The following is a 12,904-nucleotide window of genomic DNA, read 5'->3' on the forward strand; positions in this document are numbered from 1 at the left end:
AGTACGTTTAGTGTCTGTCCTGTCTTTATTCTTCCTTTACTGTAGGAAGGCCAATCGGAACTGCTGATGTCTTTCGTCTGTTCGATGATACCCTTTCTGAATTTAGTATTTAAATGCGCATCAGAACCAATTCGGTATAGGCCGTAAAGTTACTTAACAAAGGATTTAATGGAACTGTTGATGCTTTTATCTGTCCAATAAGGGCGATATTCTTAATAAATAGATAGAGCCCTTTGTGAGCCAAGTTTCATCTATGCGGTGAAACTCCTAACAGCCGCCATCATTAAGATTCAATTTGTTGTAACGGAAGTAAAATATGGAATGTCGTGCCTTCCCCTTCCATCGTCTCAAAATATATCTGTCCATTACTTGCTTCGATTGTTTTCTTCACGAGCACCAAACCTAGGCCATTTCCGGAACTTTTCGTTGTGAAGTTGATCTGGAATATTTTATCTTTCATTGCTGCAGGGATACCATAGCCATTATCCTTGACATCTATTTTGACGAACTTGTCAGAGTATCGTTCGATAGAGATCTCTATCTTCATGTTTTTTCGTCCATACCCCCCTTCAATGGCGTTTTTTATCAAATTATTGAAGGTCCGTAATAACTCGTTTCCATCTGCTTTAACAATCAATGTTTTTTGATCAGCATTGTTTATTAATCGGATACTGACATTTGGCGTATTATTGTATACCGATATCGACTTCGTTATTTTCTCCACAATATTGATATTTTCCATCACAGTCGTTGGAAATTTTGCAAAGTGGGAAAACTCTGAGGCAATTTGTGTTAAGGCATCTATTTGTTCAATAAATGAAGTTGAAAATTTATTGAAACGATCAGGAAATTTAGGATCATCATCTTTATATGATCTTCTAAGCTGCTGTATACCTAATTTCATCGGTGTTAACGGATTTTTGATCTCATGGGCAATCTGTTGTGCCATTTCCCGCCAGGTCGATTCACGCTCAGTATCCTTTATTTTATTGGCATAGTCTTCCAGCTTTATGATCATGAGGTTGTACTCTTTGATCAAGGTCCCTATTTCGTCATTTCGCTGCCAGAATAAAGGTTCATTGGGTTGTCCCAATCGTAATTGAGATATTTTTTTACTGATTATACTAAGCGGATTGGTCACACTATTGGCTACAAAAGTCGCATAAAAGCCGAAACCAATGATAATTAGAGAATAAATATTGACAATGGTGTTTAATAGTAAGTTTTTATTAATATTCTCTTCCTTTTGGAGGGAAAAATTCGGAATGCCGATATAGGCTAACGTGCTATAATCCTTGTCCCTTATTGTTGCATAACTCGTCTCAAACTGGAATGTTCCGATACGCTCATCCTCTATTGTTTCTGATTTTTTAAGCAGGGAGAGATTTTTGAGTGCTGCGGGATTAATAAAAGTGGAGAACAGCTCCAGATCATAAATTCTACGCTGGGAGCTATATAATAATTTGCCAGATTTTGAATACAAATTGAAGTCCTTCGATATCGTCTCGGATAAAGTCTTTAAAATATTGGTAAGCTGGTCTTCATTAGGGATTTCCTCGGTAGAGGTTAACATATTTTCCAGCCGTTTGCCCAGTTCGATGATGAAACGCTCTTTACTATTCCTGTTGTTATTGTAGAGCTGTTTATTGATGCTGATATATGAAATGACGGCTGATATCAGAATGGCTAATATAACCGAAGAAATAATCGAGGTCTGGATACGTGTGGAATACTGTATTTTGTTTATGATCTTATAGAACTGATATTTTAGGTTACGGAACGTGAGTTTTGTATTCTTGAGAAAGATATAAAACGACGCTGCATAATGGAAAATCATGAAAATCATGAAAAATACCAAAAATAGGAAAGAAGTTGTGGCGACATAGTCCCAGAAAGAAGGCTTCTGCTTGCTAATGATATAGGTCGAAAAGGTATTGGCAACATAAGCCATATGCAGGTATGAGTCCCGGTCCAATACTTCAATGTATTGCCCGGGTGCCCCTTTTAATCCCCGAAGGTTATTTTCATAGGTATATTTTCCAAATTGTGTAACCAGTGAACCGCCTTTATATAGGGCAATCGAATACTCTCCTTTATTGTAATATTGCGAATTATTGATTCGCATATCTGTTAATATCTCAGGATAGGGTACTGTGTAGCTGAAATCCTTATTGGATAGATTGATGATCACATTAACGATCCTGTTTTGATCGATCGTCACCGGAATGATCGAAAAGTATTCATGAGTTCCGAGTTCAGCACTGGCACGGTAGAAATTTTGAGTAACCTTTATTGACTTGTTGATTACTTTCTCCCGATATTCATTAATTCTGTTTTGACTGTTCGGGTTTAATGGAATATTATTTTGATCATAGTAATACGCCTTAAATTCATATTTCGAAAGGTATCCGCTAAAGTATTTTTTCTTAATGAAGTCATTGATTCCCTCTGTATTGGTATTGGGGAGACTGATGTTAAAGAGATGTTTTAATTCCTTGTCATTAGAGATGCCACTCTCGATATCCGAAAACAATGAAACAGCGTTTAAGTCATCTTCTGACTGCAGATTGTTCAACAAGATCTTCATATCGATAAGATCCCGCTCTTGGTAGAAGCGTGCATGCGTAATTGTACTTATGATCGCCCAGAGGATCAAAACGGCGATATAGTTGGTCAATATATGCCTGTCGAAATATTTCTCACCAAAGGATTTGATCAGAATAATTAGTGCCAAAAGCAGATTGACCAAACTGTTCTTCTCAATGTAGATCGAAATAATGAGAATGACAAAGATGACACTGGCTAATTGAATATTTAATAGTTGAGTGGGCTTTAGTTCTAATTTTTTAAGAATGAACAACACCAGATCTATGTAGATATTTAATGCTAGAATCCCCATGCCTACAATGCCAAGGTCTACCCAGCTCAGGAAATGCAGATCAACAAGTTTGGTGAAGTCAAAATAGATATTATTTGAATGGGTGATTAATGTCCCGGCGATATCATATAAAAATGCAAAGGATAAATAAATACTCAATACAAACGCAATCGCGATAGGGAGTTTGAAGAACCGAATGTTTTTTATTTTATCGAAATTGAGTTCTTTTCGGATAGAATAGATAAATAGTATGAGCCAGAGAATCAATATTGTGGTTGATAAAACGGACCAGATATTAGGGAAGAAGCTATTGTAGGCATAGTTGCGTGAATCAAATATGGCGAATGTAGCATTTTCGGAGAGTAGATTCCATTTTAGATCCGCAAATTTAACAAGGATAAATACAGCCGCGAGTAGTGCTATTGCCCACCAGGCTCTTTTGGTCTTGGCCATGTGTAGACAGAGACTATTGAAGAATATCAACAGTGCAATCCAAGCCAGCAACCAGCAAAAGAACTGCAGGATGGTATAGATATTTTCGTGGTCTCCTTCTTTGAGCTTCACCGAAAAGAGGTAGGATCCCTCGTTACTATAGATGTTTTTGATTGCTACTGTATCTGTATAGGACGCAATATCAATGTTCCGCGTATCGAAGAAATTTCGTCGTAAAGAAGAGTTTAAATATGGATTATTGTTATTGGTATAAGGCTTAACAAGTATATACGCAAGTATGCTTATATTTCCGATTGTTTTCTTACGAACGACATAGGAACGATTATCGTCCTGTACAAAATTTGACTTTTCCAAAAAGCCCTGATCTGTGATGGGGACAAATAAATGTGTACTCCACATTTTTGGTTCATGATCCTTAAATAAGAATAAATAGACCTTTTCATCATTTTTATACCTTTCAAAAGCTTGATAGACAGCAATAGGATATTGATCATAATTCTTAAATGTTTTGAGAAGCAAGGAATCCTTAAAAAGACGATCTACTTTTTTCTCCTGTTTGGCGACATAATCATTGAGAGATTTGGTATCAATGTCGAGTATTTCCTTATTTGTAACAGATTCTTTGATGGTGATAGCTGTTCCTATAAAGCATAGTGTTAAGATCAGTAGAAGTAAACGAATTTTTATACCAGAATTCACGTGCGTCAATTTACATTATTGTAAATATAAAAAAAAGTCCTTGCTTTCTCAGGACAAGGACTTTTATATTATTTTATTCTAAAATGCTTAAGCGTGCGGTTCTTCCTGTTTGAAAATTTTCGCAGTCAAGTACTCGCGGTTTAAACGCGCGATATTAGTTAATTTAATACCTACTGGACATTCAGCTTCACAAGCACCAGTATTGGTACAGTTACCGAATCCTTCAGCATCCATTTGATCTACCATTGCTTGTGCACGTTCGTAACGCTCAGTTTGACCTTGCGGTAATAATGCAAATTGAGATACTTTAGCGGATACGAATAACATTGCAGAAGCATTTTTACAAGCTGCAACACAAGCACCACAACCGATACAAGTAGCAGATTCGAAAGCTTCGTCAGCGATACGTTTCGGAATAGGAATGACATTGGCATCAGGGACACCACCTGTATTGATATTCACATATCCACCAGCTTGTTGAATGCGGTCAAAAGCAGTACGATCAACAGCAAGGTCTTTCAATACTGGGAATGCAGCAGCTCTCCAAGGCTCGATTACGATCGTTTGTCCATCGTGGAAGCTACGCATGTGCAATTGACATGTTGTTGTACCTTCTTTAGGACCATGAGGGCGACCGTTGATTACTAATGAACACATCCCGCAGATACCTTCACGACAGTCGTGATCGAAATATACAGGGTCTTCACCTTTACGTGTCAATTCCTCATTCACAATATCAAGCATCTCTAGGAAAGACATATCATCAGCGATGTCGTTTGCCTGATAAGTTACAAATTGACCTTTATCTTTATCATTTTTTTGACGCCAAACTTTCAGCGTTAAATTCATATGTTGTGCCATGATAATTTTCCTTCTTATTTATAACTTCTTTGTGTTAACTGAACGTTTTCGAATACCAAGTCTTCCTTGTGTAATTCCTCAGGTACATTGTCTCCTTTGTATTCCCAAGCAGATACATACGCGAATTCCTCGTCATTACGTTTTGCTTCACCTTCTTCAGTTTGGCTTTCCAGACGGAAGTGACCACCACAAGACTCAGCGCGTTGTAATGCGTCAACAACCATTAATTCACCCAATTCCAAGAAGTCAGCTACACGGCCAGCTTTCTCTAAAGAAAGATTTAGTTCTTCATTCTCTCCAAGAACTCTAACATTAGTCCAGAATTCTTTTTTCAACTCTTGGATCAAACCTTGTGCTTTCTGTAATCCTTCAGCAGTACGTGCCATTCCACAGTATTCCCACATGATGAGACCTAATTTTTTGTGGATATCATCGACAGTTTGCGTACCGTTTAGAGATAACAATTTGTTGATTTTATCTTCAACCTCTTTACGCGTAGATTCGAAAGCAGGATGGTTGTGATCTACTGGTGCGAAAGAACCTAGTTTAGCTAAGTAATCACCTACAGTGTAAGGGATCACGAAATAACCATCAGCAAGACCTTGCATCAATGCCGAAGCACCTAAGCGGTTTGCACCGTGGTCAGAGAAGTTACACTCACCTAAAGCATACAAACCTGGGATTGTCGTCATCAAGTTGTAGTCAACCCATACACCACCCATTGTATAGTGAACAGCAGGGTAGATACGCATTGGTTGTTTGTAAGGGTTCTCGTCAGTGATTTGGTAGTACATGTCAAATAAGTTACCGTATTTAGCACGGACTGCATCTTCGCCTAGACGACCGATAGCTTCTTTAAAATCCAAGAATACGGCGAAGCCAGTTTTACCAACACCGCGACCATCATCAACAGCTTCTTTTGCATTACGTGATGCTACGTCACGAGGCACTAAGTTACCAAATGAAGGGTATTTACGTTCCAAGAAATAATCTCTGTCATCTTCTTTGATGTCGTTGGCTTTGATTTCACCTTTACGTAATCTTTCAGCCATTTCTTGAGTCTTAGGAACCCATACACGACCATCGTTACGTAATGACTCTGACATCAACGTCAATTTAGACTGGTGATCTCCAGTTACAGGAATACAAGTTGGGTGGATTTGAGTGTAACAAGGGTTAGCGAAGTAAGCACCACGTTTGTGCGCTCTCCAAGCTGCTGTAACGTTACATCCCATTGCATTTGTAGACAAGAAGAATACGTTACCATAACCACCAGTACACATCAATACAGCATGTGCTGCATGTGTTTCAACTTTACCTGATACGAGGTCACGAGTTACGATACCTTTGGCATGACCATCGATCATGACCAAATCCAACATCTCATGACGAGTATATGATTTTACTTTTCCTTTTTTGATTTGACGGTTCAATGCTGAATATGCACCTAACAACAATTGTTGTCCAGTTTGACCACGCGCATAGAACGTACGGCTTACCTGAGCACCACCGAAAGAACGGTTGTCCAATAAACCACCATATTCACGTGCAAAAGGAACACCTTGCGCAACACATTGGTCGATGATGTTTACAGATACTTCGGCCAAACGGTAAACGTTTGCTTCACGTGAACGGTAGTCACCACCTTTGATTGTATCGTAGAATAAACGGAACACAGAGTCACCGTCATTTTGGTAGCTCTTTGCCGCATTAATACCACCTTGCGCCGCAATTGAGTGCGCACGACGAGGTGAATCTTGGTAACAGAAGGTAATTACATTATATCCTAACTCAGCTAAAGATGCTGCTGCAGATGCACCAGCAAGTCCTGTACCAACAACGATAACGGTAAATTTACGTTTGTTAGCAGGGTTAACCAACTTAAGATTAAATTTATGATTTGACCACTTTTGGGCTAATGGGCCCGCTGGTACTTTTGAATCTAACATATCTCTTAATTTTATATTGATCGATAAGGCCTAAGCCCCATCTTAAAAGATTCTGAATTATTTAAAGAAGAAAAACAATGGCATTATTGCAAAGCCAATTGGAATTAATACCCCAAATACCCAAACTCCGATTGCTCTAATAATTCCAATATATCTTCTGTGGTTGAAACCTAAAGTTTGGAATGCAGATTGGAAACCATGAATTAAGTGGAATGCCAAAGCTGCCATCGCAACAAGATATAAAGCGACTAAAGCTACATTTTTGAAGGCAAAGTCAACTTGTTTGTACAAATCTCTTGCTTTTAAGATTTGAACGTTGTTTTCTACCGTTTCTTGGTAGTCGTGGAATTCAGAAGCTTGAAGTTCTCTAGCTGTTGTTTGTCCAGTTGCCAAATCAGTACGGTATTCGATGTACGGTACTTCATCATTGTGAAACTTCCACCAAAAATTAGACATGTGCGTAGCTAAGAATACTAAAATGACAGTACCTAAGATACCCATGTTACGTGAATTCCATTTACTGTTTGCTTGACCATCATATTTGGCATAACCAATAGGACGGGCGGCTTTGTTTTTCATCGACAATGTAATGGCGTAGATGACGTGAACGATGACCGAAGCGTACAATAAGTAAGAAACAACTTTGATTGGTGTAAAGTGAGTCATGAAATAAGCGTATTTGTTGAACGCTAGACCCGCATCATCTTTAAATAATTGCAAGTTACCAACCAAGTGAACAACTAGGAATAAACATAGGAAGATTCCTGTTAAGCTCATGATTAGCTTCTTCCCAATCGAAGAACTGAAAACTGGCTTTGATTTACTCATTATCCTTGTAATTTAATTTTAATTAGGCAAATCTACTATTTGCTATTAAATATGATACCATTTTGACAAGAAAAAGGAATAATTTAGAACGGTTCTAAAGTTTCTTAAAATAAAAAGTCCGTTTTGGATAAAAACGGACTTTTTAAAGGTATATATACTCGGGTTAATGTACTATAGAATACTGAATAATCTATAGCCTAAACCAATACTCCACATGTTGATTTTTGGATTTGCCTGACTCTCATTGTTGACCTTGTTCAAGCCCATCTCGTAACGTACATCTACGCGTAAGCTTGAAATATCAGCACCGACACCAAATGCCCAAGCTGTGCCACTTTTCTTATAGTTATTTGGATTCAATTGGTCAATGACTTTGTCCTGTTTATCGTCTACTTTAAACGAGAAGATTGGACCAGTTTGAATTCTTGCTCCAATTGGACCTAAACCAAAACGTTTGCCCAATAATACAGGAACATCGACTGTAGTAAACTTAACATCAGTCGTTTCTCCATTTTCTGCTTTTACAGTCGTGTTTTTACCTGTTAAATAGACCTCCGGCTGAATATGGAATCCCAATACACCAACACGTCCATAAAGACCTGCTTGGTAACCTGCTTTTGTGTCCGAATTGAAATATTTGCCATCGCTTTTAAGCTTAGAAAAATTCAAGCCTCCTTTTAAACCGACCTCAAATCCAGGCAAAAGCTGCGCTTGAGCCGTTGCTACGCTACCACAAATCAAGAGTAATGCTGGTAAAATCTTTTTCATAATCTTTTATTTATGTATAAATTGTATCTTTAAAACAAACTTTCACAAGTTTGGTAAAGATATACAAATTTTATACCTAAATCATAGTTATGCTGAAAATTAACGAAGAACAATGGCAGGTTGCGAAAGAAAAACTCCGTCGCAAGTATAACCATCTAAGCGATGAGGATCTAGCTTTTCAAGCAGGCGAGGAAGACAAATTGATCCATAAGCTCTCTTCGCGTTTAAAACGCAAACCCTCTTATATTATATTTACAATTGGTAAAGAAATTCAGAACATCGATAGCAATAGATTATGAATGACACCATTAGTTGGGCGGATTTCGAAAAATTAGATTTACGTGTAGGAACTATTTTGGAGGTACAGGATTTTCCGAAAGCTAAAAAGCCAGCTTACCAATTGAAACTTGATTTTGGAAGTGAAATTGGAATATTGCAAAGTAGTGCCCAGATTACAGTACATTATAGTAAGGAAGAACTGATCGGGAAACAGGTTGTTGCAGTCGTGAATTTCCCAAAGAAGCAGATCGCTAATTTTTTTTCTGAGTGTCTGGTGACTGGATTCGCTGATGCGAATGGTGATATTATTTTGACTTCTGTTGACAGAAAATTACCAAATGGATCGAAACTTAGTTAAGTTTGTGGCATGACATTTATAGATTTTGAAGGAACACAATTAATCGATAGCGATGAATCATTTATGCGCATGGCATTAAATGAAGCAAAGAAAGCTTTCGAAGAAGGAGAGGTTCCAATTGGTGCTGTTATCGTGCATAAAGGACGTATTATCGGTAAAGGGCATAATCTCACACAACGCTTGAATGATGTAACAGCTCATGCCGAAATGCAGGCCTTTACAGCAGCAGCAAATTATCTTGGCGGGAAATATCTGGACGATTGCACATTATATGTGACTATTGAACCTTGCATCATGTGTGCTGGGGCAGCATATTGGACACATATCAGTAAAATTGTCTACGGTGCGAAGGATGAAAAGCGCGGTTATTCCCATTTTCATGATAAGATTTTACATCCGAAGACCGTCGTTACGCAAGGTGTTTTGCAAGAAGAATGTGCCGATTTGGTAAAATCATTTTTTCGTCAAAAACGCTAACGAAATATTGAATTTATTGTAACACATAAAAACATAACAGGCTATATTGTGTTATATTTGTATATAAAAACGAAGTAATAAACATTTAAATTAAAATAGATATGGCATTTGAATTAGAAGCGTTACCATACGCAGCCGACGCATTAGAACCACATATTGACAAGACTACAATGGAAATCCACCATGACAGACACCATCAGGCATACGTGGACAACTTAAATAAAGCAATCGCAGGAACAGATGCAGAGAACTTATCTTTATTAGATATCATCAAGAATGTGAGCAAATATTCAGCAGCTGTTCGCAACAATGGTGGTGGTCATTTCAACCACTCTTTGTTTTGGAAAGTTTTAGGTCCAAATGCTGGTGGAGCTCCAACAGGTGAATTGGCAGATGCAATCAATGCAACTTTCGGTTCTTTTGATGAGTTAAAAAAACAACTTCAAGCTGCTGGTGCTACGCGTTTTGGATCAGGCTGGGCATGGTTGATCGTAGGAGCTGATGGTAAATTAGCGGTAACTTCTACGCCTAATCAAGACAATCCATTGATGGATGTTGCGGAAGTAAAAGGAACACCAGTTTTGGGTATTGACGTTTGGGAACATGCGTACTACTTGAAATTCCAAAATAAACGTCCAGCTTATTTGGAGGAAATCTTTAATGTTATCAATTGGGATGCAGTAGCACAAAATTACGCTGCCGCAAAATAATTGACCATTTTGATAGGTACAAATGGAAGCGACAATATGAATTTATTGTCGCTTCTTTGTTTTATGGGATACAGGGTCAAAACAGTAGGTGTTTTTGCAATTTGTTGCCGAATATATTAATCCGGATATATGAAGTATAGACTCTTAGACGAATCACTGACGATCAGGATCCCCTATCAATCCACAAAGTAATGATATGTCCATGAAAGATATTATTATAATTTTTGCAGTTATTTTTTTGTTGAGTTCTTGTCGAGCTCAAGAGCCGAAGGCCGCGAAATCGGACTTTTCTAAACTACCAGCAAAAAGTGTAGGGAGCTTGGATACGGCCACATTTGCTGCAGGTTGTTTTTGGTGTACTGAAGCACAGTTTAAGGAGTTGAAAGGGGTACAGAAAGTTGTTTCTGGCTATACAGGTGGATGGGTAGCCAATCCCAGCTATGCTCAGGTCTGTACAGGTAATACGGGGCATGCTGAGGCAACCAATATTATTTATGATCCGAAAGTGATCAGTTACGATAAATTATTGGAAGCCTTTTTTGTCGCGCATGACCCTACACAACTCAACCGTCAGGGGGATGATGTAGGGACACAATACCGCTCAGCCATATTTGTCCATAGCAAGGAGCAGTTGGATAAAGTACAGTTTTATATCGCGGCTCTAAATAAGGAGAAAGTATACAACGAACCGATCGTAACAGAGGTGGTACCAGCAGCTGTCTTTTATCCCGCAGAGGACTATCATCAAGACTATTATAGGTTAAATGGGAAGGAACCATATTGTCAATTGGTTATTAAACCGAAATTGGAAAAATTTAAACGTATCTTTTCCAAGGTGCTCAAAGAGGGAGAGTAACTTTGGGTATTCATAAAATTTAAGGTAATTTTACTCATGTTGGCACCATTTAGTGTGGTGCTAATAAGTTGAAAAATAAATAATTGTAATATGTCTAAAGGATTTTTTACAGTTCCTGTTCCTGCAAATGAACCGGTGTATACTTACGCTGTCGGAACGAAAGAACGTAAGTTGTTGAAAGCAGCAATTGATGAAGCACGTTCGAAACAAATCGATATCCCAATGTATATTGGTGGTAAAGAAATAACTACTTCTAAAAAAGTAAACCTAGCTCCTCCACATGACCACCAACATATTTTAGGTCAATACAATCAAGGTGAGAAATCTCATGTAACAGATGCAATCAATGCTGCTTTGGCAGCTAAAAAGGATTGGGAAAATCTAGCATGGGAAGATCGTGCGGCGATATTCTTGAAAGCAGCTGAATTGATTTCAGGAAAATACCGTTATGAGTTAAATGCTGCGACAATGTTGGGTCAATCGAAGAACCCGTATCAAGCGGAAATTGACTCAGCTTGTGAGATTATAGATTTCTTGCGTTTCAACGTGCAATACATGAGCGAAATCTATAAGCAACAACCTCCTGTATCTGGAAAAGGTGTATGGAACCGTGTAGAACAACGTCCTCTAGAAGGCTTTGTGTTTGCATTGACGCCATTCAATTTTACAGCTATTGCAGGTAACTTACCTTCATGTGTTGCTATGATGGGAAATGTCGTTGTATGGAAACCATCTAATACGCAGATCTACTCAGCAAACGTACTGATGAAAATCTTCCGTGAAGCTGGACTTCCGGATGGTGTTATCAATTTAGTGTATGTTTCGGGACCAGATGCTGGTGATGTGATTTTCCAACACCCTGATTTCGCTGGTATCCACTTTACTGGTTCAACAGGTGTATTCCAAGATATCTGGAAAACTATCGGTGACAATATTCATCGTTATAAAACTTATCCACGTATCGTCGGTGAGACAGGCGGTAAAGATTTTATTGTTGTACACCCTTCAGCTGATCTAAAAGCGGCAAATACAGCTTTGGTTCGTGGAGCATTTGAATACCAAGGTCAAAAATGTTCAGCAGCCTCACGTGCATATATTCCTAAATCATTGTGGCCAGCATTGAAGGAGTCTATGACAACAGATGTGAAGTCATTTACAATTGGTGGAACTGAAGATTTTACAAATTTTTTCAATGCAGTTATCGACGAGAAATCATTTGATAAATTAGCGAAATACATCGACCGTGCGAAAGAATCCAACGAGGCTGACATCGTAGTTGGTGGTACTTATGATAAGTCTAAAGGCTATTTCATTCACCCAACGATCATTGAAGCTTCAAAACCGGATTACGAAACAATGGTTGAAGAATTGTTTGGTCCAGTATTGACCGTATACGTTTATGAAGACGCTAAGTTCGAAGAAACATTAGATATCGTTGATACAACTTCGATCTATGCATTGACTGGTTCAATTATCGCACAAGACCGCTATGCCATTAATTTAGCTACAGATAAATTAAGACATGCTGCGGGTAACTTCTATGTGAATGATAAATGTACTGGTGCTGTGGTAGGTCAACAACCATTTGGTGGTGCGAGAGGCTCAGGTACAAACGACAAAGCTGGATCTATGATCAACTTGTTGCGTTGGGTATCTCCACGTACAATCAAAGAAACGTTCAATCCGGATACGGATTACAGATACCCTTTCTTAGAAAAAGGCGAATAAAATAAATCGAATTATCTCCTGCACGGACGGTAGCCATAGCTTGGTTGCAAGCGCTATCGA

At 38.4% G+C, this 12,904-nt stretch carries 11 protein-coding genes; 6 read left to right on the forward strand and 5 right to left on the reverse strand.

All coding sequences use genetic code 11. The features are described from left to right. Nucleotides 1-283: 283 nt before the first annotated feature. From ABFX33_RS26400 to ABFX33_RS26420, 5 genes are all read right to left on the reverse strand, one after another. Nucleotides 284-4,030 carry an ATP-binding protein gene (locus tag ABFX33_RS26400; protein ID WP_346089264.1) on the reverse strand — a complete coding sequence of 1,249 codons (3,747 nt, stop codon included), beginning with the start codon at nt 4,028-4,030 and terminating at the stop codon, nt 284-286. A gap of 87 nt (nt 4,031-4,117) precedes the next feature. Further along, a complete protein-coding gene (locus tag ABFX33_RS26405) occupies nt 4,118-4,891 on the reverse strand; it encodes a succinate dehydrogenase/fumarate reductase iron-sulfur subunit (protein WP_199768744.1) in 774 nt (257 codons plus the stop codon). A gap of 14 nt (nt 4,892-4,905) precedes the next feature. Further along, the gene (locus tag ABFX33_RS26410; protein ID WP_346089266.1) at nt 4,906-6,840 is read right to left on the reverse strand and encodes a fumarate reductase/succinate dehydrogenase flavoprotein subunit; all 1,935 of its coding nucleotides are present in this window, start codon (nt 6,838-6,840) and stop codon (nt 4,906-4,908) included. Nucleotides 6,841-6,897: 57 nt separating this feature from the next. Next, complete coding sequence (locus ABFX33_RS26415; RefSeq protein ID WP_257094527.1) at nt 6,898-7,668, reverse strand: succinate dehydrogenase cytochrome b subunit; 771 nt, start codon at nt 7,666-7,668, stop codon at nt 6,898-6,900. Nucleotides 7,669-7,839: 171 nt separating this feature from the next. Then, nucleotides 7,840-8,436 carry a porin family protein gene (locus ABFX33_RS26420; RefSeq protein ID WP_346089268.1) on the reverse strand — a complete coding sequence of 199 codons (597 nt, stop codon included), beginning with the start codon at nt 8,434-8,436 and terminating at the stop codon, nt 7,840-7,842. A gap of 89 nt (nt 8,437-8,525) precedes the next feature. Between ABFX33_RS26420 and ABFX33_RS26425 the strand changes: the two genes are divergently transcribed. From ABFX33_RS26425 to pruA, 6 genes are all read left to right on the forward strand, one after another. Beyond that, nucleotides 8,526-8,735, forward strand: a complete 210-nt coding sequence (locus tag ABFX33_RS26425; protein ID WP_257094523.1) for a hypothetical protein — start codon at nt 8,526-8,528, stop codon at nt 8,733-8,735. After that, the gene (locus ABFX33_RS26430) at nt 8,732-9,073 is read left to right on the forward strand and encodes a tRNA-binding protein (protein ID WP_346089269.1); all 342 of its coding nucleotides are present in this window, start codon (nt 8,732-8,734) and stop codon (nt 9,071-9,073) included. Before ABFX33_RS26425 ends, ABFX33_RS26430 begins: the two co-directional genes overlap by 4 nt. A gap of 9 nt (nt 9,074-9,082) precedes the next feature. Continuing rightward, nucleotides 9,083-9,550, forward strand: coding sequence for a nucleoside deaminase (locus ABFX33_RS26435; RefSeq protein ID WP_108636169.1), 468 nt, complete (start codon nt 9,083-9,085; stop codon nt 9,548-9,550). A gap of 101 nt (nt 9,551-9,651) precedes the next feature. Next, the gene (locus ABFX33_RS26440) at nt 9,652-10,260 is read left to right on the forward strand and encodes a superoxide dismutase (RefSeq protein WP_257094520.1); all 609 of its coding nucleotides are present in this window, start codon (nt 9,652-9,654) and stop codon (nt 10,258-10,260) included. Nucleotides 10,261-10,462: 202 nt separating this feature from the next. Then, a complete protein-coding gene (gene msrA, locus ABFX33_RS26445; RefSeq protein WP_346089271.1) occupies nt 10,463-11,116 on the forward strand; it encodes a peptide-methionine (S)-S-oxide reductase MsrA in 654 nt (217 codons plus the stop codon). A gap of 90 nt (nt 11,117-11,206) precedes the next feature. Further along, nucleotides 11,207-12,844 carry an L-glutamate gamma-semialdehyde dehydrogenase gene (gene pruA / locus ABFX33_RS26450; RefSeq protein ID WP_120261700.1) on the forward strand — a complete coding sequence of 546 codons (1,638 nt, stop codon included), beginning with the start codon at nt 11,207-11,209 and terminating at the stop codon, nt 12,842-12,844. The last annotated feature ends 60 nt before the right edge of the window (nt 12,845-12,904 follow it).

The sequence above is a fragment of the Sphingobacterium ginsenosidimutans genome (assembly GCF_039536865.1).
GTDB lineage: Bacteria > Bacteroidota > Bacteroidia > Sphingobacteriales > Sphingobacteriaceae > Sphingobacterium > Sphingobacterium detergens.

Coding starts and splice junctions, on each gene's coding strand:
- ABFX33_RS26440 (WP_257094520.1), top strand. CDS start 9,652: ATGGCATTTGAATTAGAAGCGTTACCATACGCAGCCGACGCATTAGAA.
- ABFX33_RS26420 (WP_346089268.1), bottom strand. CDS start 8,436: ATGAAAAAGATTTTACCAGCATTACTCTTGATTTGTGGTAGCGTAGCA.
- pruA (WP_120261700.1), top strand. CDS start 11,207: ATGTCTAAAGGATTTTTTACAGTTCCTGTTCCTGCAAATGAACCGGTG.
- ABFX33_RS26435 (WP_108636169.1), top strand. CDS start 9,083: ATGACATTTATAGATTTTGAAGGAACACAATTAATCGATAGCGATGAA.
- ABFX33_RS26415 (WP_257094527.1), bottom strand. CDS start 7,668: ATGAGTAAATCAAAGCCAGTTTTCAGTTCTTCGATTGGGAAGAAGCTA.
- ABFX33_RS26425 (WP_257094523.1), top strand. CDS start 8,526: ATGCTGAAAATTAACGAAGAACAATGGCAGGTTGCGAAAGAAAAACTC.
- ABFX33_RS26410 (WP_346089266.1), bottom strand. CDS start 6,840: ATGTTAGATTCAAAAGTACCAGCGGGCCCATTAGCCCAAAAGTGGTCA.
- ABFX33_RS26405 (WP_199768744.1), bottom strand. CDS start 4,891: ATGGCACAACATATGAATTTAACGCTGAAAGTTTGGCGTCAAAAAAAT.
- ABFX33_RS26430 (WP_346089269.1), top strand. CDS start 8,732: ATGAATGACACCATTAGTTGGGCGGATTTCGAAAAATTAGATTTACGT.
- msrA (WP_346089271.1), top strand. CDS start 10,463: ATGAAAGATATTATTATAATTTTTGCAGTTATTTTTTTGTTGAGTTCT.